Raw genomic sequence first — 25,559 nt, forward strand, 5'->3', positions numbered from 1 at the left:
CGGCCCGGCCGGGACCCCCGGGCCGAACGGAACAGATATGGCCCTACCCCGGTGGGGTAGGGCCACTGTTTCGCGGGTGGCAGGGCTCAGGACTCCGTGCGGTACATCAGGTCCACCTCGTGCGTGGTGAAGCCGAGCCGCTCGTACACCTGGACCGCGGCCTTGTTGTCCGCGTCGACGTACAGCATCGCCGTGGGCAGTTGCTGCGCGGCGAGATGGCGCAGCCCCGTCGCGGTGAGGGCCTTGCCGAGGCCGCCGCCCTGGGCGTCGGGCAGTACTCCGACCACGTACACCTCGCCGAGTTGTTCGGCGGCGTGGACCTTCGTCCAGTGGAAGCCGATGAGCCGGCCTTCGCGTTCGGCGAGGAAGAAGCCCTGCGGGTCGAACCAGGACTCGCTCGTACGGTCGTCGAGGTCGCGCTGGGTGAGGGAGCCCTGCTCGGGGTGGTGGGCGAAGGCGGCGGCGTTCACGGCGAGCCAGGCGGCGTCGTCCTGCCCGGGGACGAAGGTGCGCACGGTGACCCCGGGCGGGAAGATCGGCTCCGGGATCTCGGACAGGTCGGTCAGGGGCCGACGCATCTGCCGCAGTTCACGGAAGAGGGTCAGTCCCAGCACCTGGGCCAGGTGTCGGGCGGCTGATTTGCCGCCGTGCGCCCACACCCGGAGTCGTTTGCCGGATGCGGCGAGGAGCGCGTTCCCGAGGGCCCTGCCGTGGCCGCGTCCACGGCGTGAGGGGTGGACGACCAGTTCGGCGGCGGGGGCTTCGACGGGATCGGTGTCCTCCAGTTGTGCGTAGCCCGTCAGTTCTCCGCCGACGGTCAGCAGCAGATGCGTCACTCCTTCGCGCCTGCCGCCGCGCAGTTGGAGTCGCCCCTGTTCGGAGACGGCCTGGGTGCCGTCGATGGCCGCGGCATCGGCGAGCAGGGTGGATACGGCCTCCGCCTGTTCCTGGGTCAGCTCGTCATGGGTGTGGATCTGGCGGCCGGGCTCCGGGATCACTGCGTCAGTCGTCATGCAAAAAGGGTACGGCGGCTGCCGTGGGCTCCGCCGAGCCACGAGCGGACGCGGCTCGGCGAGACCTCGCCCGCAGGCGGACGCAGCCCGGAGCGGGCGCCTGAGCACTGGGCTCGGGACCGCCCGGGGTTGATCGTCCACCGGCTCGTCGGGGCCGGTGGACGACGTCGCGGCGGATCAGCGTCGCGACGGATCAGCGTCTGGGCGCTGTGCGGTCGAGCTTCGCGGTGCCCTGCGCGGGCCCGCCGACTCCGCAGAACTCACCCTCCTCGATGTAGGAGGACCAGCCCCAGTCGCCGTTCAGGTTGTAGGCGAGCGTGTGGCTGCCGTCCTCCGTGGTCAGGGCGTGCGACAGGGAGCCAAGCCAGCCGCCGCTGTGGCCCCACAGCTTGATGCCGCAGCTGGTGGTGAAGGTGGCGATGCCCAGGCCGTAGCCGGTACGGGGGTCGTCGGAGTCCCGGACGGTCGTCTTCATCGCGTTCAGCTGCTTCTTGGACAGCAGCTTGCCGCGCATCAGGGCGCTGTAGAACCGGTTGAGGTCGGCCGTGGTGGAGATGATGTCGCCGTCCGCCCAGGACTGCGAGGCGTTCTGGAGGGTGACGTCGTAGACCTTGGTCGCGGTCGGGTCGTTGGAGAGCAGGGAGTACGCCCTGCTGTGCGGGCCGGGTACGTGGGAGGTGTTCTCGGGCATGGTCGTGCCGTGCAGTCCGAGCGGTCGGATGATGCGCTTTCGGACCTCGTCCTCGTACGTCTTGCCGCCGACGGCCTCGATGATCAGCGCCGACAGGACGTAGTTGGTGTTGGAGTAGCTGAAGCGCGTGCCGGGCTTGAACTCGGGCCGGTGGGACAGGGCGGTCCGTACGGCGAGGTCCGGGGTCACCGTGTCGTAGCGGTGCTTGAGGAAGCCGGGGGCCTCCATGTACTTCTTCTGGTACGCGGCGTCCCCGAGGTAGTCGAACAGCCCGCTGGTGTGGTTCAGCAGCTGACGCACGGTGATCTTCCGGCCGTCGTTGCCATTGCCCCTGACGACTCCGGGCAGATGTCGGTCCACCGTGTCGTCGAGGTCGAGTCTGCCCTCGGCCTCCATCTGGAGCAGCACGGTGGCCACGAAGGTCTTGGTGATGCTCGCGACCCGGAAGCGGTCGTTCACACCGCGCGGTGCGCCCGTGTTGAGGTTGCCGATGCCTGACGTGCTCCGCCAGGTGCCGTGCTTGTCCCTGGCGCCGGCGACGATTCCGGGTATACCGGCGGCGACCAGGTCGTCCATGGCGCGCTGGGTCTCCGTGTGCCTCTTGGTGTTGGGGGGCGCCTTGTACTCCGACGCCTGGACCGGGGCCGTGAAGGCGGTGGCGGCCAGAGCAACCGCGATCAGGCCCACTACGCCGGTGCGCGTCGTCCGTCGTGCTGTCATGCGTTGCTCCTCGATCGTCCCCTGACGGGGGTTGCGATGGGGGTGACGAGCGTCGGTGCACCGGGGCCCGGCCGCTGCGCGGGCGTCCCGGTCAACCCAGGCGGAGCCCAGCCGATCCCGTCGATCCCACCGACACCAGCCGACCCCAGCCGACCCCAGCCGACACTGTGGAGAATGACGGCGGACAGACGGGCATGGGTTGATGCATGTCGTACGGTTGTCTGGATTTCGCCCCCTTGGGGGATATCCAGGACAGGTCGTCGACTCGAAACGGTCTTGTCGAGGGGTGGGAACGCGCGGAAGGCGGGCCCTTTTCGGTGGCTGGAAATGGGGTGCCGAAGTGGGTTTGGGGGCTGGCCCCGGCTCGGCGACCGGCAGGGGTCCCGGGCGGTCCGCTCGATGGCGAATCGACCCAGGTGCGGCGCACTTCGTCAGCCGGACCATGCGCTGCCCGAGGCCCTTGCTGGGTGGTCGAGCCCGCTCCTGGACGGTCAGTCGCGGGTGAAAATCGCAGCTCAGAGGGGCTGTTGAGGCTTTCGCCCGAGTGAGCCGCCCGGTTCGGTGGGAACTCTTGCGGCGAGGTGGATTCCGCAGAAGGCAATCAGCTCGTAACCCTCAACCCCTGTCGCGCTACGCGCGTTGACTCTAGGCTGCCGCTCGCAGCAGTACCGCCACGGCCGAGTTGCAAGGGGACTAAGGGGACACATGACAGCAAGATCGCGTCAGACGAGACCGCACCGGAACCGCCGCCGCCTGCTCACCGCGGTCGCCGCGCTCACCACCGTCGGCGCACTGGTCGCCGCCGTGCCCGCGGGGGCCGAGGAGCGCGACGATCGACATGGCAAGGGCGGTGGGCACGGACACGGCCACGGCCGCACGGTGGATGTCCAGTTGCTCTCCTTCAACGACATCCACGGCCATCTGGAGCCGCCGTCCGGTTCGTCCGGGCGCGTCACCCACACCAACCCGGACGGCACCACCCGCACGATCGACGCGGGCGGTGTGGAGTACCTCGCCACCCATCTGCGCGAGGCGCGCAAGGGCAACCAGTACTCCGTCACCGCAGCCGCGGGTGACCTCATCGGTGCCACCCCGCTGCTCTCCGGCCTCTTCCACGACGAGCCCATCGTCGAGGCGTTGAACAAGCTGGACCTGGACGTCTCGTCCGTCGGCAACCATGAGTTCGACGAGGGTGCGCGCGAGTTGGCCCGCATCCAGGACGGCGGTTGCCACCCGACCGAGGGCTGTTACGAGCGCGGCAAGAAATTCAAGGGCGCCGAGTTCCCCTATCTGACCGCGAACGTCACCCATGAGAAGAACGGCCGTCCGCTGCTGGACCCGTACTTCATCTGGGAACGCAAGGGCGTGAAGATCGGCTTCATCGGCGTGACCCTGGAGGGCACTCCGGACATCGTCAACGCCGCGGGCATCAAGGGCCTGAAGTTCGGTGACGAGGCCGAGGCCATCAACAAGTACACCCGCATCCTGGAGCGCAAGGGCGTCAAGTCGATCGTCGCGCTGCTGCACGAGGGCGGTGCCCCCGCCTCGACCTCGTACAACTACAACTGCGACAGCCCCGGTCCCGGTGACGGCATCTCCGGACCGATCGTGGACATCGCCAAGCGGATAAGCCCGCAGGTCGACGCCCTGGTCACCGGCCACACCCACCAGGCGTACGCGTGCACCATCCCCGACCCGGCCGGCAAGCCGCGCACGGTCACGTCGGCCGCCTCCTTCGGTCGGCTGTACACCGACACGACCCTGACGTACGACCGGCGCACCAAGGACATCGTCCGCACCGCTGTCACCTCGGCGAACCACGTCGTCACCCGTGATGTCCCCAAGGCCCCGGACATGACCCAGCTGATCCAGCGCTGGAACGCCCTGGCCGCGCCCATCGCGAGCCGTCCGGTCGGACATATCTCCGCGGACATCGAGAACTCGCCCACCAACGAACGGCCACTGGGCAATCTGATCGCCGACGCCCAACTCGCGGCCCTCGCGCCCGCCGACAAGGGCGGAGCCCAACTCGCCCTGATGAACCCGGGCGGCATCCGGGCCGGACTGGTGCACAAGAGCACCGGGACCGAAGGCGACGGTGTGGTGACCTACGGCGAGGCGTTCACCGTCCAGCCGTTCACCAACATGATGAACGTCGTCGATCTGACCGGCGCTCAGCTGATCACCACCCTTCAACAGCAGGTCAGCGGCACCAACCTGGCGTCCCCGAGGATCCTCCAGGTGTCCAAGGGCTTCACCTACACGCTGGATCTGACGAAGGCCGGTGCGGACCGGATCGTCGTCGGCTCGATCAAGCTGAACGGTGAGCCGATCGACCCGGCCAAGACCTATCGGGTCGCGATGAACGAGTTCCTCACCGGTGGCGGTGACGGCTTCTCCGTCCTGAAGGAGCACACCAACAAGCTGGTCGGCGCGTCCGACCTCGATGTGCTGCTCGACTACTTCGCGGCGAACTCCAGTGCGGGCACCCCGCTGGCGCCGCCTGCGCTCGGCCGGATCACGGTCGTGCAGTAGTCGCTCAAAGGGCAATTGCTCACTCGAAGTAGTCGCTAGAACGGTCGGGGGCGGCGGGTCCGGGAGGGATCCGCCGCCCCCTTCCGCGTTCCGTTTCAACGCAGCCAACGCCGTCAACGCCGTCAATGCAGTCAACGCAGCCAAAGCCGTCATGCAGCCAACGCAGTCAAAGCCTGTTCGCCGGCACGGCAGCCGTCAGTTCCAGCCGTTGTCCGCTGAAGGACTCCCGCAGTCGGCGATCGTGGGTGACGACCACGAGCGTCCCGTCGTAGTCGCGGAGCGCCGACTCCAACTCCTCCACCAGCGCGGGTGAGAGATGGTTGGTCGGTTCGTCGAGCAGCAGCAGATCGACGGGCTCGGCCAGCACCCGTGCCAACTCCACTCTGCGCCGCTGGCCTACGGAGAGCGACCGTACGGGGGTGGTGAGGTCCTCGGTGCGGAACAGGCCCATCTCGGTGAGGAGGGCGGCCCGCTCGATGCCGAAGGCGATGGCGAGCGGCCGGGGATCGTCACCGATCGCGATGCTCTGGCGCAGCAGCCCCACGCGATCGGGCCGCTCGACCCGACCGCGGAGCGGGCTCAGACGGCCCCCGAGGACATCGAGGAGGGTGGACTTCCCGGCCCCGTTGGCGCCGGTGACCAGGAGCCGGCCACCCGGCGCCAGGGTGAGGGCGTCCAGATGGAGCCGGCCGGGCACGTCGACCCCGCTCAACTCGACCGTCCGTACGGTCTCGTCCGGCCCGCTGGCGATGCGGGCGGCGAACCGCAGTGGCTCGGGGGGCGGTGGCACCGGATCGGCGGTGAGTCGCTGGATGTGTTCCTTGGCGTTGCGGATGCGACTCATCGCACCGTGGGTGCGGGAGCGGGCCCGGAACTGCCCTGCGCCGCTGAAGGCGTACGGGGCGCTGCGCGGGATGGCGGCGAGCCGGCCGATCGACGACTCGGCGAGCGCCTGGTGCCGGTCGAGGTCCGCGCGCCACTGTTCGTGTTCCCTGATCCAGCGGGCCCGGGCGGCGGCCTTGCCGGCGAGGAAGCCGTGGTAGCCGTTTCCGTACCGCCTCACGGTCTTTCGGTCCGGGTCCACTTCGAGGACGGTGGTGGTGACCCGGTCCAGGAAGGCCCGGTCGTGGGTGACGGCGATGACCGTTCCCCGGTGGTTGCGCAGCCGGTCTTCCAGCCAGTGCACCGCCTCGTCGTCGAGGTCGTTGGTGGGCTCGTCGAGCAGCAGCAGTTCGGGTGCCGAGGCCAGGGTGGCGGCGAGTGCGAGCCTGGAGCGCCGGCCTCCGGAGAGGGTGCCGAGGCGGCGGGTGGGATCGAGGGGTTCGCGTTCGCCGAGGGAGCGGAGTGCGATCGCCACCCGTCGGTCGGCGTCGGCGCCCCCGCGCGCTGCGAATTCGGCGGTCGCCCGCTCATAGGCGGCGAGCGCGCCGCGCTCGGTGAGCCGGTGTTCCAGTTCTCGGATGCGTCGCTCGATGGCGCGCACCTCGGCGAGGGCGAGATCGACGGCGTCCGAGACGAGTGCGGAGTCGGGGAGCTCCAGCGTCTGGGCGAGATGGCCCGTGCCTCCGGGGGAGATGACGGTGACCGAGCCGTTGTCGGGCTCCTCGCGCCGGGCGAGCAGTCGCAGCAGGGTGGATTTTCCCGAGCCGTTCTCGCCGACGATGCCGACGCGTTCACCGGGGCGGACGGTGAGGGAGACACGGTCGAGGACCACGTGGTCGTCATAGCGCTTGGTGACATCGGTCAGGGTGAGTTGGGCGACTGGGAACAAGCGGTGACTCCTCTTCCTGGGCAACAGTGAGTCGAGAGACGATACGGACCGTCTCTCACAATCACTCTAGATCACACCTCTCTTCCTTGCAAGACGTTACGTCTCGCTAGGTGCCTGGGGCTCAGTCAGCCGTGATGCTCCAGCGGCCGATCTTGCGGTACTCCGAATCGCTCACCGCGGCCCCGTCGCCCGGCAGCAAGGCGTAGTGGCGGAGGTTCCCGGCCCAGTACCGCAGGATCCGACCCAACTCCTCCGCCTTCTCCTCGGTGCTGGTGAACCCGTCCACATCCACTTCAAGCACGAATCTCATGCTTCTATGGTTTCACTGACACACCCTGTGAGACTTTTCTGCGGACCAGAGCGAGAACAGCCGCAGAAGCTTCAAAACAGTCAGCTTCAAAACAGTCAGCTTCAAAACGACAGCAGTGTCCATCAGTCCAGCGAGGGCGGCGGATGGGCGGCACCCGGGAGCCGGATCACCGCCTGTGTCCCACCACCCGGTGCCGGACGCAGTTCGACCTCGCCGCCCGCCTGTTGCACCGTGCGGGCCACGATCGACAGCCCGAGCCCCGACCCCGGCAGGGCCCGTGCCGAGGGCGAGCGCCAGAACCGTTCGAACACATGCGGAAGCTCATCTGCGCCCACACCGGGCCCGTGATCGCGCACGATCAGCTCACCCGCGGTCAGCCGCACGTCGACGACCCCGCCCCGTGGGGAGAACTTCACCGCGTTGTCCAGGACGTTGACGAGGGCACGCTCCAGCGCCGACGGCTCCGCCCGTACGTACCAGGGGTCCAATCGGGTCTCGAACGACAACTCAGGTCCGCGCAACCGGGCCCGACCCAGTGCGGATTCCACGATCTCGTGCAGGGCCACCACCGTCAGTGGCTCGCTCTGCACCGCATCGGGACGCGACAGCTCCTGGAGGTCGCCGATGAGCGCCGCCAACTCCGACATCTGCGCCTTCACCGAGGCCATCAGCGCCCGACGGTCCGCCGGCGGGATCTCCCGACCGGTCTGCTCGCTGCGCGCCAGCAGTTCGATGTTCGTCCGGAGCGAGGTCAACGGGGTACGCAGTTCATGGCCCGCGTCCCCGATCAGCCTGGCCTGCCGGTCCCGCGAGGAGGCCAGCGCGGCGGTCATCGAGTTGAACGACCGCGACAGCCGAGCGATCTCGTCCTCACCCTCAACCGGAATGCGTACGGTCAGGTCTTCCGTGCGCGCCACGTGCTCGACCGCGCCGGTCAGCTGATCCACCGGCCGCAGACCGGCCCGGGCCACCCACAACCCGGCCGCGCCTGCACCGAGCACACCGACCCCCGCGAGCCCGGTGAGGAGGAGGGCGAGCCGGTTCAACGAGGTGCTGATCTCGTCCAGCGGCCGGGACACCGAGACCGCGAGCACCACCTGTCGTGCGGGCAGCACCTGCGCGGTGGTGTGGACCCGTACCGCGTCCCCGTCGTCTGTGGTGCTGTCGTGCAGGGTGCTCTCGCGCAGCCCTCCGGCCACGGCGATGTCCGGCGATTTGATCTTGACCGCCTTGGATCCCGACGCCACACAGCGGTTGCCCGCCGCATCGATGATCTGGAGGTAGGCGAAACGCGGGTATTCCTCGGTCGCGCTGCCCTTCCTGAAGCACTGGTCCCACGCCGCCTGCACCGAACCCTCAGAGGCGACGGTGTTCTCCAGCGTGGTGTTCAACTCATCGTTCAACTGGGCGCGGGTCAGCAGCCAGCAGGCGACCGAAACCGCCGCCACGGCGATCGCGACGGCGGTGGCCACCAGCAGTGCGAGCCGGGATCTGAGCGCCAGCCCATGGAAATGGAAGCGGTCGACCAACGAGGTCATGTCTCACCGCCGCCGGACCGCAGCACATACCCGACCCCGCGCACGGTGTGCACGAGCCGCGGCTCGCCGCCGGCCTCGGTCTTCCGCCGTAGATACATCACATAGACGTCCAGTGAATTGGAGCTGGGTTCGAAGTCGAAGCCCCAGACGGACTTGAGGATCTGCTCCCGGGTCAGCACCTGCCGGGGATGGGCCAGCAGGAGTTCCAGCAGGGTGAACTCGGTACGCGTCAGATCCACCGCGCGGGTGCCGCGGTGCACCTCGCGGGTTGCCAGGTCCATCCGCAGATCGCCGAAGTACAGCACGTCACGACCCGCGTCCTGCTCGGCGTCGGGCGGGGCTTGGTAGGCGCTGCGCCGCAGCAGTGCGCGAATGCGGGCGAAGAGTTCGTCCAACTCGAACGGCTTCACCAGATAGTCGTCCGCGCCCGCGTCGAGCCCCGTCACCCGGTCGCCGACGGTGTCCCTGGCGGTCAGCATCAGGATCGGCACGGTCGATCCGGCACCGCGGATGCGTCGCGCGGCTGTCAGCCCGTCCATCCTCGGCATCTGGATGTCGAGGACGATCAGATCGGGTGCGTACGACTCCGTCTTCGCCAACGCGTCGAGGCCGTCGACGGCCACTTCGGTGCCGTAGCCCTCGAAGGCGAGGGAGCGCTGCAAAGCCTCGCGCACAGCCGGTTCGTCATCGACGATGAGGATGCGTTCGCCGTCACGGGGGATCGTCATGGGGCCAGCCTTGCACGCACTCAGATGCTCTCGCCGGACCGCAGGTCGCCCAGTACGTCCTTCATGGTGTTCACGGGGATGGCGAAGCCGAGTCCGACACTGCCGGCCGCGGAACCGTTCGCCGCGCTCGGTGCGTACATGGCCGAGTTGATGCCGATGATCTCGCCGCGCATGTTGATCAGCGCGCCACCCGAGTTGCCCGGGTTGAGGGAGGCATCCGTCTGGATGGCCTTGTAGGTGGTCTTGGAGTCACCGGTGTCGCCGTTGAACTCCTGGCCGCCGAACTCGAACGGCCACTCCTGCTGCTGGCTCTCGCGCTCCTTGCCGACGGTGACGTCGCGGTCGAGCGCCGAGACGATACCGCTGGTCACGGTCCCGGTCAGTCCCTCGGGGGAACCGATCGCCACCACTTCCTCGCCGACCCTGAGCTTGCTGGAGTCACCGAGTGCGGCGGGCTTCAGCCCGCTGGCCCCCTTGATCTTGATCAGCGCGAGGTCCTTGCTGGCGTCGGTCCCGGTGACCTCCGCGTCGTAGGACTTGCCATCGCTGAGCTGCACCTTGACCGCAGCGGCGCCGGAGACCACGTGATTGTTGGTGATGACCTCGCCGTCCTCGGAGATGATCACTCCCGAGCCGGTGGACGCGCCCGCCCCCGTGTTCGCTGAGATCTCGACGATGCTCGGCGACACGGCCTGGGCGACACCGGCGACGGTCCCCGCACTGCTGGTGGACACGGTGGTACCGCGCACCCCCTGGCTTGCCGGGGCGCTCTGCTGGCCGGTGACCCCGTCCAACAGGGTGGCCGCCCCGCCACCGATGGCCGCCGCGGCGATCGCGACGGCCACGATCAGCGCGACGGGTCGCCGCGCACGACGGTGCTGGGGCTCGGGGGGCTGGGTCGGGAACGGGGGCCAAGAGGAGGACTGGGGCGGAGTCTGAGGGAGGTCCGTCATGTCATTGACTGTCGTTGCCGTAGATGAGAGGAGTCTGAGTTCCCGCTGAGAAGGGGCGAAGAACCCGGTATGCCCGAGATAAAGGACCCGGCCGTTCCCGGATACTCCTCAGGTTGAGGCCCTGGCCGATCGTCGTTCCCGGTGCGCGGCCCATGGGTACGGTTTCGGTGTCGACTCACCGAACGGAGATGCCAGCATGTCCGGTGGCACTGACGAACACATCGGCGCGCGCATCGCCGACTACCGGAAACTGCGCCAGCTCACCCAGATCGGACTGGCCCAGCGCGCTTTTGTCTCCCGGGGCACGATCGCCAAGGTCGAGGCCGGACTCAGTCCAGCAACACCCGCGATGGTGGCCGCGGTGGCCCGCGCGCTGGAAGTCGATGTAGCAGCGCTCAATGGGCAGCCGTACCTGTCAGAGATGCAGCAGGACAAGCTCGATCACATGATCGCGCCACTCTCCGACGCTCTCGATCTCTACGACCTCGGGCCCGATCCGGATGTCGTGCCCCGGCCAGTGAACGAGATCGCCGCAGATGTCGAGAAGCTCTGTGCCAGTGCGTGTGCCACCGAGTACAAGGGAGTTGGCTCCCAACTCCCCGGTCTCCTGGGCGAGCTCACCACGGCTGTGAGCTTACTGTCCGAGGGTGCCGAGAGACGACAGGCCGCAGCGTCAACGAGCTGGGCCTACTGGGTGGCGTATGAATTCGCCTCCCGTCTGGGCTACGAGCAGTTGGCCATGATCGCCCTGGAGCGGATGGGCTGGATGGCAGAGCAGGCACAAGACCCGCTGCTGCTAGCCATCCGTCATCGATATCGCAGCGCCATGCTTCTGCGGCGGGGTGACAACCGCATGGCATTGAAGGTGCTGGAGCGAGCCCATGTTCTGGTGGCCCAGCATGACGATACGGGGTCGGTGCCCGCGTTGGCAGTGTCCGGGACGCTGCACTTGGCCGCGGCCATCGCCGCAGCCCAAGCCCAGAATCAGGACGACGTGGCCAACCATCTGGAACTGGCCCGTACATCGGCGAACGAGATCGGACGGGATGTTCCCCGGGTGTATTGGGCCGCATTCGGTGCCACGAACGTGACTCATTTCGACGTTGCCGCCTCGGTCGAACTGGGGAATCTCGGCGAGGCGGTCAAGTCGTCCAAGAGCTTGGTCTTCCCGGCCGACCACCCCAGGATGCGCGTGGGCAGGTACTACATAGAAATGGCCCGGGCCTATGCACAGATGGGCAGAGCCGAGGCATCCGAGAGATTCCTCCAACGCGCCCGCGAAGCTGCCCCCCAACAGGCCAGATACCACCCGCTGATGCGCGAGACCATCGCCGTTCTCGTCCGCCGCCAGCGGTGTGCTCCGCAGGGGCTGGCCTCCCTTGCGGGATGGGTGGGCATGTAGGGCCGTCCAGAGTGACGCAGTGTTCCTTCTTCGGGAACGCTGCGGCTCTTTACTGTCGGCATTCTGACGGTCAGTAGGTCAATGGTGACCGTGAGATCGCCTCCGCGCGATCGCTCTGACCAAGGAGCCGTGTATGAACCCGGATGTCTCGGTACAGGAGGAAGCGCCACTCATCTGCGGAGTGCGGGCCGTGCTGCCCATGCGGCTGGTTGCGCTCATGCTGGACATCGCTCCGGACGCCGGTGATCCGATGTACATCGAGACGACGCTGAGCTGCAAACTGGAGGCGCACCCCGTCGGTCTGCACTACGACCTGGTCTGGCAGTTGGACGACGCGTCCCGCGGGGAGATGTGGGCGGCCTGGGTGACCGAGCACCCGCCCCAGACGGTGTTGTTGCTTCCGGACTGCTCCGCGGACAACGGTGAACCCGCAGGTCTCAACGAAGCGTGCACCCTCTTCGCCTGTCATCCGGGAGTCCATAGCTTCCGCTACCGCGACCCCGAGGCCGAGGCGATCGTCGGCAGCCCCGAGCACGATCAACTCCTGGCCGAGATCAACGCCCTGTTTCCGCGGCGCCCCTGAAACGCACAGCGCCCCGGTGGACTACGCCCAGCCTCGATGAACTCCGCGCCTGTGCCGTCGCTCCTTCGGGTGGATCGTCGTCGGAACAGGCCACAGCCTCTGTTCCTGCCCCTACGGTGATCCGTTTGGCCCCGAGGGAAAGAGATTGAGGATGCGCCCCGCCAGGTTCCAGGAATTCGTGATCGCTCTGGCCGGGGACGACCCCACAGCCGGCTCGGCCCAGACGCTCGCCGAGATGGACGACTCAGTTCCCTGCGGGTTCGCGATCACCGTGGCCGACGTCACGCGCTGGGGCGTCGTCGGTCAACTCCCCGACGGCGCCAAGCACACGGACTTCGAAGACACCCCGGTCCACGGCGACCCGATCAAGCCCCAGGACCCGCCGCGGGCGACCGATTCTCCCGAGCAGTGGTTGGCCGCGCTGCTCGCCCAGTCCGGTTCAGCGGAGATCGCGGCGGTCGAACGCTGGTCGACCAGGGAAGAGGCCCGCACCGGATACTTCGGTGTGACCGTGCGCTTCCACAACACGGCCCGAGTGTTCGTACGCCTTCTCTGACCCCGGACGGTACCGGGGCCAGAGGAACGCGCCACTGAGCAGCGGGCCGCGCTACTCGCAACCGCACGACCTGCGAATCACCAGCCCCGACGGGAACTGCTTCACCCGTTCCCGGCGTGAGCCCGTCAGGCGCAGGCTCTCGTCCAGTACGAGGTCCACCGCGGCTCGGGCCATCGCCGGGCGGTCGGAGGAGACCGTGGTCAGGGGCGGGTCCGTGAGGTGGGCTTCCTTGACGTCGTCGAAGCCGGCCACGGCGAGTTCCTGCGGTACGTCGATCCGCAGTTCGCGGGCCGCCCGCAGCACGCCGAATGCCTGGTCGTCGGTGGAGCAGAAGATCGCGGGCGGTCTGTCGGGGCCCGCGAGCAGCTTGAGGGCGACCCGGTAGGCGTCGTACCGGTTGAACGGCGCCTCGAAGAGTCGCCCCTCCACGGAGCGTCCGGACTCCAGCATTGCCCGGCGCCAACCCTCGACGTGGTCGGTGACCGGGTCCCCCACCGAGGGCAGGGGCTCCGGTCCGCCGAGGCACGCCACGTACTCGTAGCCGTGTTCCAGCAGATGGCGCGTCGCCATCTGGGCGCCGCCGATGTCATCCGTGACGACGGCGACATCGTCGATGGCCTCGGGCCGCTCATGCAGCAGCACCACCCGGGCGTCCCAGGCTTCGATCTCGGCCGCGGCCTTCTCGTCGAGTCCCTGACTCACCAGGATCAGCCCCGAGACCCGCATCCCGAGGAACGCCCGGAGATAGTGGACCTCGCGCTCACGCCGGTAGTCGGAGTTGCCGACGAGCACCATCTTTCCGCGCTCAGCCGCCGCCTGCTCCACCGCGTGCGCCATCTCCGCGAAGAAGGGCTGACGGGCGTCAGGAACGATCATGCCTATGAGATCGGTGCGTCGCGAAGCCATGGCTTGCGCGACCCGGTCCGGCCGGTACCCCAACTCCTTGATTGCTGCGAGCACACGCTCTCGGGTGGCCGGTGCGACCGGCCGGGGTCCGTTGTTGATGACATAGCTCACGACGGCGGTCGAAGTCCCCGCCAGTCGCGCAACGTCGTCCCGCGTCACCTTGGCCACGAGCGGAGTCTACGCGCGGTGTCCTACCTCCGGGCAGGCCGTCCGGCTGCTTCTTCAACTCCGGAGGTCTCCTCCGTTCGAGTGACCGCAGAAGCAGCGGCTTCCTCGGCCGCCCGCTCAACTTTTTCCGGTACAACAAAGCGATATCCGACATTACGTACGGTTCCGATGAGGGATTCGTGTTCCGGTCCCAGTTTTGCGCGCAGTCGCCGTACGTGGACGTCGACCGTGCGGGTACCGCCGAAGTAGTCGTACCCCCAGACCTCCTGGAGCAGCTGGGCGCGGGTGAAGACCCGGCCGGGGTGCTGGGCCAGATACTTCAGCAGCTCGAACTCCTTGAAGGTCAGATCCAGCACTCTGCCCTTGAGCTTGGCGCTGTACGTGGCCTCGTCGACGGAGAGGTCGCCGTTACGGATCTCCATGGGGGAGTCGTCGGTGGAGATCTGCTGGCGGCCCATGGCGAGCCGCAGCCGGGCCTCGACCTCGGCCGGACCTGCTGTGTCGAGCAGTACGTCATCGACGCCCCAGTCCGCGGTGACGGCCGCGAGCCCGCCCTCGGTGACCACGAGGATCAGGGGACAGCCGGGGCCGGTGGACCGCAGCAGCTGACACAGGGATCGCACCTGCGGCAGATCGCGGCGGCCGTCGATGAGGATCACATCGGCGCCGGGGGTGTTCACGAGGGCCGAGCCCTCGGCCGGGGCCACGCGCACACCGTGCAGCAGCAGTCCGAGCGCGGGGAGCACTTCCGCCGATGGTTGGAGTGCATTGGTCAACAGCAGGAGTGAACTCATCGCGCCTCACCTGCCGGCTTCGTCGTTGTCTGGTGGTGCACGGTTCGCTCGCCCATAACGTCGGTTCCTCCTCGGTCCCTGCGAGGACGTATCGCGGCCCTGCTGCTTCCATACTGCGCGTGGTGCTGGTCTCGCTCCTGGTGGTGTCAGCCGTGATCCGAGCCGTGGATCACCGTTGACTCCTTGCGTTCACCTACCTGTAACAACGGCGGGAAAACGCAAAAGGACCCGGGGGCTGCATCGCCCGGGTCTCTTCCCAGCAGAATAGCCCAGATGACTTCTGAGCCAAGGGGCCGATTTCACACTGTGGATGTTCTTCAGGTCACTCACGGCTCCCGGCTTCCCGTCCTTCGTATCGCGGACGCGGTACGGATCGAGGCGTTTTACCAGCCCTGTACCAGCGGTGTGAGCCATGTCGCCGTCCGGGGCTGCGTCTGCGGCGTCGGGTTTGCGCCGTGCCGTCGAGGGTGGGGCCGTGCGACGTGCGGTGGACGTCGTGCGCGGCAGTCGCGCACCTGATCTCGTTCTCCTCGCGCGGACACGACCATTCGGGTGGCCGCTCCCGCCCGTCCGTGACCGGGGAGCGCGGCCGGATCACACGCCTGCTGATCCCCGAGCCGCCGCGCCGATGGACGATGATGGACGGCGACGAGAGGAGTGGCACATGGCGGCGGGCACGATCCGCTACTGGGCCGCGGCGAAGGCGGCGGCCGGCACCGCGGAGGAGCCCTATGCGGCGGGAACGCTCGCCGAGGCCCTGGCCGTGGTGCGACAGCGGCACCCCGGTGAGTTGACCCGTGTGCTCCAACGCTGTTCGTTCCTCGTGGACGGTGCGCCCGTGGGTACCCGTGGCCATGAGACGGTACGGCTTGCCGAGGGCGGCACGGTCGAGGTGCTCCCGCCGTTCGCAGGAGGGTGAACCCCACAGCATGAGCAGTGACCAGCAGTACCCGTACGCTCCGCAGCCCGGGCAGCAGGGGCAACCGTACGACCCGTACGCTCCACAGCCACAGCCACAGCCACAGCCACAGCCACAGCCCGAGCCGCAGGCGCAGCAGGGACGGGTCCAGGGGCAGTACGGCGAGAGCCCTGCCCAACAGCAGCCCTACCCCCCTGTGCACTCGGCCCACGCCGCACATCCGCAGGCGGGGGCCGTGCAGTACCCCCAGGATCCGGCGCAGCCGTACCCACAGGGGCAGCAGCCCTACCCACAGCCGAACCCGGTCGCCTCGGCGCAGACCTGGCAGGGCGAGACGTGGGACACGACCTACCAGCCCGCTGTCCCACCCCATGACCCGCGCGGCGCGATGCCCCCTGAGGCCGCCGAGACCGCCTACCTTCCCCCCGTACGGGACGAACACCCGGCACCTGCGGCTGCTGAGACCGCGTACCTCCCGCCCGTACGGGATGGCGGTCCTGCTCCGGCAGCCGCCGAGACCGCTTATCTGCCGCCCGTGCGCGACGCTCATTCCGCCGGACCCGGTGGTGGAGGGGCGCCACTGCCGCCGGAGGCAGCCCAGCGTCCTGGCGGTCCGGCCTCCCCGCGTGCGGCCGGCCCCGGACGGCGTGCCGCGCAGGCTCGACCCACCGCCGTGCCAGCACCGACCCCGGACAGCTACAGCACCCCCACCACCGGCGGGAACACTCGGATCACCGATGCCCAGCGCGCTCGGGCCGAAGGGCGTTCGCCGATCATCGCCCCCGGGATTCAGCCCGCGGCGCTGACCGCCGTACTCGGACTTCTCCTCGCCGGTGGGGCTGCCATCGGCTCCTACGGGCTGCTGTTGCCGCTCATCGCGCTCCAGGCGGTGACCGCGGCCGGTTGGTTCCGGCTGAACGGCATGTGGCCCGCGCGTCAGGGCATCGCGCTCGCGTTCGCGGGCGGGCTCGCCGCGGATGTCGCCCTGCTGTGGGCGGGACGGGAGAACGCGCTCACCGCGATCCTCGGCACGCTCGGCGTCTGGGTGCTGCTCACCTTCGTCCTCCAACTCCGCAGCCGTGCCGGTGCGGACGAGCGGATGTCCGGACTGATGGCGACCGTGGCATCGGCCGCGCTGGCGATCCTGGCCGCCGGGTACTTCGCGGCATCCGACGATGCGGTGGTGGTCGGTGGCATCGCGGTCGCGGTCGCGGTGTTCGTCCGGGCGCTGCCCCTGCCGGCTGTGGCGTCCATCGCGGCGGCCCTGCTGGCTGCCGTGGGTGCCGGTGCGGTCGCGGGCTCACTGACCGACCTCGGTACGGGCGCCGCGCTGCTCGGTGCGGCGGCTGGCGGATTGGCGCTGGTCGGTCTGCGGGTCGCGAGCTACGACTACCCCTCCCGCTTCGTCCACTTCACCGCTGGTGTGGCGCTGCCCCTGACCGCGGCTGCCCCGGCGGTCTATCTGATCGGGCGGGTCCTGGCCTAGACCTTCTGGATCGAACAACGGAACCAAAGCCAGCGCCCATACGTCGTTCGCTCATGACAGGGCGTCGTCCGGAACCCAGCCAGTCCCTCGGGCGTCACGCGGAGGGACGAACCAGGGTGGGGGACACCGGGCCATGCGTGCAGTGCGAATACTTCTGATCATCGGCGTCATCCTCGGCGGCCTCTTCGTCGCGGCCGACCGCCTCGCGGTCTCCATGGCGGAGTCGGAAGCCGCGGAGAAGATCAGGTCTTCCCAAGGGCTGCGCTCGACGCCGGAGGTATCCATCAAGGGCTTCCCCTTCCTGACGCAGGTCATGGCCAAGGAACTCGACGAGGTGGGCATCAGCCTCAAGGGGATCACCGCGACCGCCAGCGGCCGTACGGTCAATGTCACCGAGGTCAGGGCCGAGCTCGTCGATGTGAAGATCAAGGACAACTACTCGTCGGCCGTCGCGGCACGTGCCGACGGCTCCGCCCGGATCTCGTACGCGGATCTCGGCAAGGCCGCACCGGCCGGTGCCAAGGTCGGCTATGCGGGTGCCGAGCGGGCGGCGAAGGGGCAGGTCAAGGTCGTCGGTCCGCTGCTCGAAGTGCTGGAGGGAGCCGGTATCCAGGTGCCCCGCACCTTCGAGAGCCTGCTCAAGGGACGTGAGGCCACCGTCTACAGCACGGTCCAGTTGGCGGGCGGGAACACCGTCAAGCTCAAGGCCGACTCCCTGCCGAAGCTGCCCGTGCCGGGCTTCGACGACGAGATCCGGCGCGCCCTGGACTACGACCTGAAGATCGAGGGGATGCCCGCGGGGCTCAAGCTCGACCGGGCGGAAGTCACCGAGGACGGGCTGAAGTTCACGGGGACCGGCACGAACGTCTCGCTGGTCGGCTGAGCGCTGCTGCCGCACCGGGCGTGGCCAGTGTGCACCGGTGTAGCCGGGTTGAGAACCGGCCATCCTTCAACCATCCCCCCGCTGGCCGGTGCGGTCGCCCACCGTGCTGCACCCGCTGGTCCACCGGCGTCAGTCGTGGTGTGCGGACGACGGGCGAAGAGCGGCACCCGGCGCGCTGATCTGTACGGACGACCTTGCCCAGTGCCCAGTGCCCAGTGCCCGGTACGAGGACCACGGGCCACTTCGAGCCGTGCGGTGTCGGGCCGGGTGTCGGCGGCCTCGCTCTCCGATATCGGAGCCCTGAGGCGAATCTTCCGCATCGTGAGACGGGTGTGTCCGCTGTGTAGAAGGTGGGCAGGCACAACCCGTCTCGGGGTGCCCGAAGGTGGATTCGACCCGATAAGCGTCTCGAATGATGGATGATCGTGTCTCATTATTTGACACACCGGTGACATCCCGCCCGGATCGTCCCTACGATCGGACCCATGAAGCGACAGGCGGACCTCACGAAGCGGCGGGCAGTAGACCTGTGCCGCGTCGCCGCCATGCTCTGTCGCGCCGTCTGAGCTGGAGCTCCGCTCCGGCATCCCTGGCCCCTCGACCTCTGATCAGGGCCGCCCCGTGCGGTACGCCCGCCTCCCCGCGTTTGTTGCGTACCCACATCGCCCTTCATCGCAAAGCCCGCCGCACACTGCCCCGGAGGAGAAAAAGCATGAGCCGCAGCGACGTCCTGGTAGATGCCGACTGGGTCGAGGCCCACATCGACGACCCGCAGGTCGCCATTGTCGAGGTCGACGAGGACACCTCGGCCTACGAGAAGAACCACATCAAGAACGCGATCCGGATCGACTGGACCCGGGACCTCCAGGACCCGGTGCGTCGGGACTTCATCGACCAGGAGGGCTTCGAGAAGCTCCTCTCGGCCAAGGGCATCGGGAACGACACCACCGTCATCCTCTACGGCGGCAACAACAACTGGTTCGCGTCCTACGCCTACTGGTACTTCAAGCTCTACGGCCACGACAGCGTCAAGCTCCTCGACGGTGGCCGCAAGAAGTGGGAGCTGGACTCCCGCGACCTCGTCGACGGCGCCCAGGTGCCGTCCCGCCCGGTCACCGAGTACAAGGCCAAGCCGCAGAACAGCGCGATCCGCGCCTTCCGCGACGACGTCGTCTCCGCGATCGGTGTGCAGAACCTGGTCGACGTGCGGTCGCCCGACGAGTTCAGCGGAAAGCTGCTCGCCCCGGCGCACCTGCCCCAGGAGCAGTCGCAGCGTCCCGGCCACGTTCCCTCGGCGCGCAACATCCCGTGGTCCAAGAACGCCAACGACGACGGCACCTTCAAGTCGGACGACGAGCTGAAGGCCCTCTACGAGGCCGAGCAGGTCGACCTGGCCAAGGACACCATCGCGTACTGCCGCATCGGTGAGCGTTCCGCCCTGACCTGGTTCGTGCTGCACGAGCTGCTCGGTGTCGAGAACGTCAAGAACTACGACGGCTCGTGGACCGAGTACGGCTCCCTCGTCGGCGTGCCGATCGAGCTCGGCGCGGCCAAGTAATTCCCCCACCTTTCGACTTCTCGAATTCCGGATCTTTGGAGAGCTGTATGTGTGGAGCGAAGGCGGGCGGCCCCGACGCCTCGACGATCAAGCCTGGTGAGACCACGATCCAGGGTCAGGTGACCCGCGACGGCGAGCCCGTCACCGGCTACGTCCGACTGCTGGACTCGACGGGCGAGTTCACCGCCGAGGTCCCGACCTCGGCGACCGGACAGTTCCGTTTCTATGCGGCCGAGGGCACCTGGACGCTGCGTGCGCTCGTGCCAGGCGGCACCGCGGACCGTACGGTCGTCGCCCAGACGGGCGGGCTGGCCGAGGTCGCGATCGCCGTCTGACGGATCGCATCCGAAGGATCGCGGTCGACGACCGCGTTGATTGACTGGCCGAAGGGCCGCACCCCCGGGGGTTGGACGCCACTGGGAAACGGGGTGCGGCCCTTCGGTCGTTCGACGGTGAGGGCCCGCCCGGCGTGCGATGGGTGCCCCTGCGCACCCATCGGGCCCGAGCCCCGCTCGTGGCGGCTGGAAAACATTCACTGGCCAGGGCGGAGACTGCCCCGGCGCCGCACTCCGGCCGTACGCTGGAGTCATGTACGCACGGCGTCGGCGTGCCTATTTCGTCCTGATGGGCGGATGCCTCGTTCTCTTCGTGTCCGCCTGGGCTTTCGTGCGGCTGTGGTCGGTCCCCGCCGCGGTCGCCATGTGCGTGGTGGCGATGGTCATTCCGCCGATCGCGGCGATGGTCGCCAACCGGCGCGGCCCCGAGGACCGCTGGTGGGACGACCCGAGCGGGGACCCCACATCAGACGAGTGGTGGGACGAACTGGACGGCAAGCGCCGCCCTGAACCGCCCTCGGACCGGGACAAGAGCCCCTGACCCGTTGTCTCGGTGTGTCGGCGCACGGCGCCGGGGTGTCAGTAGACGAGCGCCTGAACGCCCTCCGGCATGATCTCGCTGACGAACACCTGGGCGCCGGCGATCCGCACACCGTCCAGCACGTCCTTCTCCGTGATGTTCCGGCGAGTCGCGCACTGCGTGCACAGCGTGATGGTGCCGGCCGCCTGGATGGAGGCGATCAGCTCCGGCAGCGGCGCCGCATGGGGCAATTCGAACTCCGCGGCCCGTCCCGGCAGCGCGAACCACGCCGACTCCCCGGTCAGCCAGAGCGACACCTCCACACCGCTGGCCACGGCGACCGCCGCCACGGTGAATGCCTGCGAGCAGCGTTCGGGCGCGTCCGCGCCGGAGGTCACCTTGATCACGAGCTTCTTCGCCATGTCCGAACTGTAATGCGCGGCACCACAACCTCATTCCTCGCCCGGATGTCACTTGGGTGCATACGGAACGGAACGCGTACGTCAGGTCTCGTGGAGGGACCCCCTTGGGCACGCAGGATTCGCAGGAATCACCGGTCGGACTGTTGAAGCAGCCGGTCACATCACAGCAGGAACGCTTCGCCTCGCAGCGGGAGGAGGAGCTTACGGAGACGAGTACGGGCATGGGTGCAACGACGGACACCGACGACGGGGAGCATCGGGAGCCGATCTCCGGGACGGTGTCGACTTCCCCACCGGGAGCACCGGACACCCACCTGGCGACGCGGGGAACGGACACGGCAACCGGAACGGCAGCCGGAACGGACGGGGAGGCGGCAGCCGACACAGCGGCCGACACAGTGGCGGAGAGCGGAACTCCCGTACCCGACGCGCCGGTTGCCGATGCCGATGCCGATGCCGATGCCGATGCCGCGACGGTGACTGTCGCCCTCGTCGACATCCCGTCGCAGCCCGCTCCGGCCGCGACGGCATCGGCACCGGCCGATCGCGAAGCCGCACTCGCGGCGCTGCCCGAGACCGAACCGGCCACGGGCCCCGTACCCGTACCTGTACCCGTACCGGATTCCATCGGCGCAGCCGGTTCCCCCGCGCGGCCGGTCGGGCGTCGCGGCTCACTCGTCAAGCTGCTCGCCGTCGCCGCCGTGATCGGCATCGCCGTGGGAGCCTCCGTCGGCTACGGCATCCAGGCCGAGCGGGACCCCTCCCCGCTGCCCCCGCTCAGCCAGTCGGGCCTGTACCACCCCGCCAAACCGCTCCCCGCGAGCCAGCAGCCGGCCGCGCTCTCGGCGGCCGAGGACAGCAAGGTGAAGGCCGACGGCGATCTGCGCCGGCTGCTGATCCCCATGCCGGCCGGTGCCCGGGTCAACGACCAAGCCTGGTGGATCCAGGACGGCTGGACGAACCTGGAGAACTTCGCCCTGGACTTCGACCAGCCGGACTACATCTACGGGAGCGTCCTGGAGGCCGACTTCCGTCGGGCAGCGGCAGCGTCCTGGTACCAGGGTGACAAGGACATCCACGTACGGCTCGTCCAGTTTGGCCAGAGCCGTCAGGCCCAGGACTTCGCCGAGGAACAGCACGCCTACATGCCGTGGGACGACGAGTTCGGCGCAGGCAACGACGGCGATGTGATCCATGGCAGTGGCAATGGGCGCTACTACGTCTACAAGCCCTTCAAAGAGGCCGGCTATGAGCCGCTCTACCAGGCCAGGGCACTCGTACAGCGCGGTTCCACCGTGGCCGACATCAACATTCTCGACAGCAAGCCCATCGGCAAGACCGAGATTCGCACTCTGGCCGAGCAACAGCTGGAGCGCTTGTGAGCACCCCGAACTCCCCCGTGCCGCCGACGTCTTCGGCGCCCACGGCGCCTTCAACCCCCACGACGGTTACGACGAGTGATGGCCCGGCCGCGTCGGCAGGGGCCGACGGACTCGTCTCCGATGTAGAACTCACCGCCAGCAGTAGTCCCCTCGCAGGCACAGGCACAGGCACAGACACAGACACAGACACAGACACAGGCGCAGACGGAGCCGCTGCCCCGGCCAGGCCCGCCCGGTCGCTGCGTTCCGTGCTGGTGCGCACGGTGCTCCCCGTCGCGCTCGTCCTCGCGGTGATCGGCAGTGGCGCCACCTATGCCACCGTCGCCGTGCAGGACGCCGATCGCACCGTGCCCACGGTGACCTGGGGCACGTTGGCTCCCGCAGGGGACGACCCCGCCGCCGACGCCCACCGCGGTCGTACCTCCACCCCGCTCAGCAAACTGCTGCTACCGGTCCCCGAGGGCTATCGACTCGGCCCGGACATCGAGGAGTACGGCAACGACGACGAGATCAGCGGTGCTCGTGCGGCGAGCGTGCTGAAAGGGGCCGCGCGCGGCGAACTGAGCGGCAAGGAACGCCGGGTGTTCGACCGTCTCGTCGACTCGCTGGGCCTTGAGGGGCTCGCCGCGCGTTCCTACGCATCCGACGACAACGACCTCGTGGTCGGGATCGAGATCGTTTCTGCGAAGAACAAGCGGCAACTCCGCGCCATGTATCAGCAGCGGACGCAGTACGGCGTGCTGACGAAGGCGCGCAAGGGCCCCAAGATAGAAGGGCATCCGCAGTCCTTCTGCTATCTGGCGCCCAAGGACAGCGTGATGGAGGACGGCGAACCGACCGGGCTCGACGGCATGCTCTGCGCCGCGTACACGGGCGAGGTCCTGGTGAATTTCCGGATCAGCGGGACCGTGCCCTTTAAGAAGTCTGCGGCGACCGCGCTGGTCAAGCAGCAGCTGGATCACATCGCGTCCCCGGGGGAGTACGTATGACCGAGTCGACCACCCACGCTGCACCTCAGACCGCTGAACCCGCATCCGCGCCGACCGCCCCCGTGGAACCACAGACCCAGCCCGTGGCACCCGGGACGACGCCCGCTCCGCCCCGGAGCCGTCGGGTCCTGCGCACCGCCGGCCGGTGGAGCGCCGCCCTGCTGCTGTGTGCCGGACTCGCGACGGGAACGGCGTACGGCATCACCGCCATGGAGCGCACCGACGTCCCCGGTCTCGCCACCGAGAGCGACGGCCGGTGGGAGTACCCGAAGCTCACCCTTCCCGCGCTCCCGCAGGGCAGCCCGCGGCCCTTCACCCACACCAACGCGGCCGAGATCCACCATGCCGATCTGCGAAAGCTCCTGCTGCCGGCACCGAAGGGCGCCCGCCCGGACCAGAAGCTGCCCGGTGGGTGGGTCACTCCCGATCGGTTCGCGGACGAGTTGGAGTCCGTCCACCAGGCCGAGCTGAAGACCGCACTCGTCGACTACGGACTGCGGCACATCGCGGGTCGCGGCTGGACCATGCCCGACGGCACCTCGGCACGGACCTATCTGCTGAGGTTCGACTCGGGCGACACGGCGGCGGCATTCAAGATGGACCACTTCGGCGGCACCGACTATCCGTCGGTGCGGCTGGCCGAGGAGACCCTGTCGGAGCCGGACCGCAGCTGGAAGGACCCCGGGCAGAACAGCCCGCTCTCGGAGCTGGTGGATGTCTTCGTGGAGATGAAGCCGGCCGGAGGGGTCCATGTCCGCCAGGCGTACGTCCTGGCGGGCGACACCATCGGGCTCGTCGTCCACGCCAAGGAGGGCAACGCCGCGGCGGTCCCCTTCCACCAGTCGGTGGCGCTCCAGATGCAGTTGCTCAGCTGATCCGGAGCGGCGGCCGGCACTCGGACGGCGCCTGTCCGCGATGGGGCCCGCGTCACGTCGGGCGACCTCACACATCTGACCGGGCCCCAACCCATTAGGCTGGGGCCCGGTCCGATTCTCGTCGGTCCACCGCTCACCACAGCTCATGTCGAGTCACCGCGAGGAGCACACTGTGCTTGAGGCATTCTTCGAAGCCCTGCTGGTCCTGGTCTGCGTCGGCGTCGGTGCCTTCGCGTGGCTGACCGTGAAGAAGCTCTACCAGGGGCAGCGCTAGCGTCCAGTCGGTGGACCTTGTCTCCTGGCTGGATCTAAGCCCTGTGGCTCGATCCGGCAGCAAGGCCCCGACCGCTTTATGCTCCCGTACCGCACCTTCCCCTACAGATCGCCAGAGCCCTCATGATCGAGATTCCGTCCGACCTGAACCCGGACCTCGTCCCCCTCGCCTTTCTCCTCGGTACCTGGGAGGGCGCTGGAGTCTCCGACTTCCCCGGCGCCGAGAAGTGCAACTTCGGCCAGTCCGTCACCTTCAGCCATGACGGTCGGGACTTCGTCGAGTACACCTCGCGCTCCTGGGTCCTCGACGCCGAGGGCAACAAGGTCAAGCCGCTGGAGAGCGAGCACGGCTACTGGCGCATCGACAAGGACCGCAAGATCGAAGCGGTCATGGTCCGTGACCAGGGCATCGTCGAGGTCTGGTACGGCGAGCTAGCCGACCAGAAGCCGCAGATCGACCTGGTCACCGACGCGGTCGCCCGCACCGCCGCATCCGGCCCCTACAGCGGTGGCAAGCGGCTCTACGGCTATGTCAAGGGCGATCTGATGTGGGTGGGCGAGAAGACCACGCCGGACGTGCCCCTGCGCCCGTACATGTCCGCGCACCTGAAGAAGGTCGTCACTCCGGACCAGGTCGAGAACTGGGCCAAGGACCTCGGCGACCTCCCGGACGACGGCATCGCCTTCTTCCGGTAAGCCGCTCCGGTACTTCCGGTAGGACCCGCTCCGGCGGTCTCCACGGGGACCGCCGGGTTCGGACCCCGAGCACACCCCGCGCCCCTGCCTACACTGGGGGCGTGGTGAGCACCGATTGGAAGAGCGACCTACGGCGGCGTGGCTACCGGCTGACCCCGCAGCGCCAGCTTGTCCTCGAAGCCGTCGACACACTGGAACACGCGACGCCCGACGACATCCTCTGCGAGGTGCGCAGGACCGCGTCGGGCGTGAACATCTCCACCGTCTACCGGACGCTGGAGCTGCTCGAAGAGCTGGGGCTCGTCTCCCACGCGCACCTGGGGCACGGCGCTCCCACCTATCACCTCGCCGATCGCCACCACCACATGCATCTGGTCTGCCGTGACTGCACCGGTGTGATCGAGGCGGACATCGAGGTCGCCGCGGAGTTCACCGCGAAGCTCCGGGAGACCTTCGGGTTCGACACGGACATGAAGCACTTCGCGATCTTCGGCCGCTGTCAGAGCTGTGCGGCCAAGACGCCCACCCGGCCCGCCACGACCGAGTCGTAGGC

At 68.4% G+C, this 25,559-nt stretch carries 26 protein-coding genes; 16 read left to right on the forward strand and 10 right to left on the reverse strand.

From position 1 onward, the window contains the following. Window positions 1-86: 86 nt before the first annotated feature. Window positions 87-1,013: a mycothiol synthase gene (gene mshD, locus ACFXJL_RS11535; protein ID WP_384691423.1), complete on the reverse strand. Its 927-nt coding sequence runs from the start codon at window positions 1,011-1,013 to the stop codon at window positions 87-89. 193 nt (window positions 1,014-1,206) lie between these two features. Then, window positions 1,207-2,424 carry a serine hydrolase domain-containing protein gene (locus ACFXJL_RS11540; protein WP_384691426.1) on the reverse strand — a complete coding sequence of 406 codons (1,218 nt, stop codon included), beginning with the start codon at window positions 2,422-2,424 and terminating at the stop codon, window positions 1,207-1,209. Between the two features lie 705 nt (window positions 2,425-3,129). Here ACFXJL_RS11540 and ACFXJL_RS11545 point away from each other — a divergent pair. Beyond that, a complete protein-coding gene (locus tag ACFXJL_RS11545; RefSeq protein WP_384691429.1) occupies window positions 3,130-4,959 on the forward strand; it encodes a bifunctional metallophosphatase/5'-nucleotidase in 1,830 nt (609 codons plus the stop codon). 166 nt (window positions 4,960-5,125) lie between these two features. On the opposite strand, the gene ACFXJL_RS11550 is transcribed toward ACFXJL_RS11545, so the two are convergent. The 5 genes from ACFXJL_RS11550 to ACFXJL_RS11570 all read right to left on the reverse strand — a co-directional run bounded on the left by ACFXJL_RS11550 (window position 5,126) and on the right by ACFXJL_RS11570 (window position 10,259). Beyond that, on the reverse strand, window positions 5,126-6,730 hold the full coding sequence (locus ACFXJL_RS11550) for an ABC-F family ATP-binding cassette domain-containing protein (protein WP_384691432.1): 1,605 nt from the start codon (window positions 6,728-6,730) through the stop codon (window positions 5,126-5,128). Between the two features lie 121 nt (window positions 6,731-6,851). After that, the gene (locus tag ACFXJL_RS11555; protein ID WP_384691435.1) at window positions 6,852-7,040 is read right to left on the reverse strand and encodes a hypothetical protein; all 189 of its coding nucleotides are present in this window, start codon (window positions 7,038-7,040) and stop codon (window positions 6,852-6,854) included. A gap of 122 nt (window positions 7,041-7,162) precedes the next feature. Beyond that, a complete protein-coding gene (locus ACFXJL_RS11560; RefSeq protein ID WP_384691437.1) occupies window positions 7,163-8,578 on the reverse strand; it encodes a sensor histidine kinase in 1,416 nt (471 codons plus the stop codon). Then, window positions 8,575-9,306, reverse strand: coding sequence for a response regulator transcription factor (locus ACFXJL_RS11565; RefSeq protein ID WP_358879555.1), 732 nt, complete (start codon window positions 9,304-9,306; stop codon window positions 8,575-8,577). The genes ACFXJL_RS11560 and ACFXJL_RS11565 overlap by 4 nt, the downstream gene beginning before the upstream one ends. A gap of 20 nt (window positions 9,307-9,326) precedes the next feature. Next, entirely contained in the window at window positions 9,327-10,259 is a 933-nt protein-coding gene (locus tag ACFXJL_RS11570; RefSeq protein WP_384691442.1) for a S1C family serine protease, read from the reverse strand. A 196-nt stretch (window positions 10,260-10,455) separates the two neighbouring features. On the opposite strand from ACFXJL_RS11570, the gene ACFXJL_RS11575 reads away from it, so the two are divergent. The 3 genes from ACFXJL_RS11575 (at window position 10,456) to ACFXJL_RS11585 (ending at window position 12,800) form a co-directional block, all read left to right on the forward strand. Continuing rightward, on the forward strand, window positions 10,456-11,661 hold the full coding sequence (locus tag ACFXJL_RS11575) for a helix-turn-helix domain-containing protein (RefSeq protein WP_384691445.1): 1,206 nt from the start codon (window positions 10,456-10,458) through the stop codon (window positions 11,659-11,661). 133 nt (window positions 11,662-11,794) lie between these two features. After that, window positions 11,795-12,244, forward strand: coding sequence for a hypothetical protein (locus ACFXJL_RS11580; RefSeq protein WP_384691448.1), 450 nt, complete (start codon window positions 11,795-11,797; stop codon window positions 12,242-12,244). A 151-nt stretch (window positions 12,245-12,395) separates the two neighbouring features. Next, entirely contained in the window at window positions 12,396-12,800 is a 405-nt protein-coding gene (locus ACFXJL_RS11585; protein ID WP_384691450.1) for a hypothetical protein, read from the forward strand. 51 nt (window positions 12,801-12,851) lie between these two features. Here the strand turns inward: ACFXJL_RS11585 and ACFXJL_RS11590 are convergent, their stop codons facing one another. Together ACFXJL_RS11590 and ACFXJL_RS11595 are read right to left on the reverse strand one after the other, a co-directional pair. After that, window positions 12,852-13,874, reverse strand: coding sequence for a LacI family DNA-binding transcriptional regulator (locus tag ACFXJL_RS11590; RefSeq protein ID WP_329020780.1), 1,023 nt, complete (start codon window positions 13,872-13,874; stop codon window positions 12,852-12,854). 23 nt (window positions 13,875-13,897) lie between these two features. Continuing rightward, on the reverse strand, window positions 13,898-14,668 hold the full coding sequence (locus ACFXJL_RS11595; RefSeq protein ID WP_358879550.1) for a response regulator transcription factor: 771 nt from the start codon (window positions 14,666-14,668) through the stop codon (window positions 13,898-13,900). Window positions 14,669-15,332: 664 nt separating this feature from the next. On the opposite strand from ACFXJL_RS11595, the gene ACFXJL_RS11600 reads away from it, so the two are divergent. From ACFXJL_RS11600 to ACFXJL_RS11630, 7 genes are all read left to right on the forward strand, one after another. Then, complete coding sequence (locus tag ACFXJL_RS11600; protein ID WP_329020775.1) at window positions 15,333-15,587, forward strand: MoaD/ThiS family protein; 255 nt, start codon at window positions 15,333-15,335, stop codon at window positions 15,585-15,587. Window positions 15,588-15,597: 10 nt separating this feature from the next. After that, complete coding sequence (locus ACFXJL_RS11605) at window positions 15,598-17,073, forward strand: hypothetical protein (RefSeq protein ID WP_384691455.1); 1,476 nt, start codon at window positions 15,598-15,600, stop codon at window positions 17,071-17,073. A gap of 133 nt (window positions 17,074-17,206) precedes the next feature. Then, on the forward strand, window positions 17,207-17,956 hold the full coding sequence (locus ACFXJL_RS11610) for a DUF2993 domain-containing protein (protein WP_384641989.1): 750 nt from the start codon (window positions 17,207-17,209) through the stop codon (window positions 17,954-17,956). A 485-nt stretch (window positions 17,957-18,441) separates the two neighbouring features. Beyond that, window positions 18,442-18,522, forward strand: a complete 81-nt coding sequence (locus ACFXJL_RS11615) for a putative leader peptide (protein ID WP_350962106.1) — start codon at window positions 18,442-18,444, stop codon at window positions 18,520-18,522. A 146-nt stretch (window positions 18,523-18,668) separates the two neighbouring features. Beyond that, on the forward strand, window positions 18,669-19,514 hold the full coding sequence (locus tag ACFXJL_RS11620) for a sulfurtransferase (RefSeq protein ID WP_384691458.1): 846 nt from the start codon (window positions 18,669-18,671) through the stop codon (window positions 19,512-19,514). Between the two features lie 47 nt (window positions 19,515-19,561). Next, window positions 19,562-19,849: a DUF1416 domain-containing protein gene (locus tag ACFXJL_RS11625; protein ID WP_127832476.1), complete on the forward strand. Its 288-nt coding sequence runs from the start codon at window positions 19,562-19,564 to the stop codon at window positions 19,847-19,849. Window positions 19,850-20,102: 253 nt separating this feature from the next. Then, a complete protein-coding gene (locus ACFXJL_RS11630; RefSeq protein WP_358879547.1) occupies window positions 20,103-20,390 on the forward strand; it encodes a DUF3099 domain-containing protein in 288 nt (95 codons plus the stop codon). Between the two features lie 38 nt (window positions 20,391-20,428). Here ACFXJL_RS11630 and ACFXJL_RS11635 read toward each other — a convergent pair whose 3' ends face one another. Then, complete coding sequence (locus ACFXJL_RS11635; protein ID WP_329020762.1) at window positions 20,429-20,791, reverse strand: DsrE family protein; 363 nt, start codon at window positions 20,789-20,791, stop codon at window positions 20,429-20,431. 104 nt (window positions 20,792-20,895) lie between these two features. Between ACFXJL_RS11635 and ACFXJL_RS11640 the strand changes: the two genes are divergently transcribed. The 5 genes from ACFXJL_RS11640 to ACFXJL_RS11660 all read left to right on the forward strand — a co-directional run bounded on the left by ACFXJL_RS11640 (window position 20,896) and on the right by ACFXJL_RS11660 (window position 25,557). Continuing rightward, window positions 20,896-22,173 carry a hypothetical protein gene (locus ACFXJL_RS11640; protein WP_384691463.1) on the forward strand — a complete coding sequence of 426 codons (1,278 nt, stop codon included), beginning with the start codon at window positions 20,896-20,898 and terminating at the stop codon, window positions 22,171-22,173. A 248-nt stretch (window positions 22,174-22,421) separates the two neighbouring features. Continuing rightward, window positions 22,422-23,162 (forward strand): hypothetical protein, encoded by a 741-nt coding sequence (locus ACFXJL_RS11645; RefSeq protein ID WP_358879545.1) that lies wholly within the window; start codon window positions 22,422-22,424, stop codon window positions 23,160-23,162. Then, the gene (locus tag ACFXJL_RS11650; protein ID WP_384641997.1) at window positions 23,159-24,037 is read left to right on the forward strand and encodes a hypothetical protein; all 879 of its coding nucleotides are present in this window, start codon (window positions 23,159-23,161) and stop codon (window positions 24,035-24,037) included. Before ACFXJL_RS11645 ends, ACFXJL_RS11650 begins: the two co-directional genes overlap by 4 nt. A gap of 396 nt (window positions 24,038-24,433) precedes the next feature. Continuing rightward, window positions 24,434-25,006, forward strand: a complete 573-nt coding sequence (locus ACFXJL_RS11655) for an FABP family protein (RefSeq protein WP_329020755.1) — start codon at window positions 24,434-24,436, stop codon at window positions 25,004-25,006. A 101-nt stretch (window positions 25,007-25,107) separates the two neighbouring features. After that, window positions 25,108-25,557 (forward strand): transcriptional repressor, encoded by a 450-nt coding sequence (locus ACFXJL_RS11660; RefSeq protein WP_329020752.1) that lies wholly within the window; start codon window positions 25,108-25,110, stop codon window positions 25,555-25,557. Window positions 25,558-25,559 lie beyond the last annotated feature (2 nt).

Source organism: Streptomyces sp. NPDC059256 (genome assembly GCF_042753785.1).
In the GTDB taxonomy this organism is placed as follows: Bacteria; Actinomycetota; Actinomycetes; order Streptomycetales; family Streptomycetaceae; genus Streptomyces.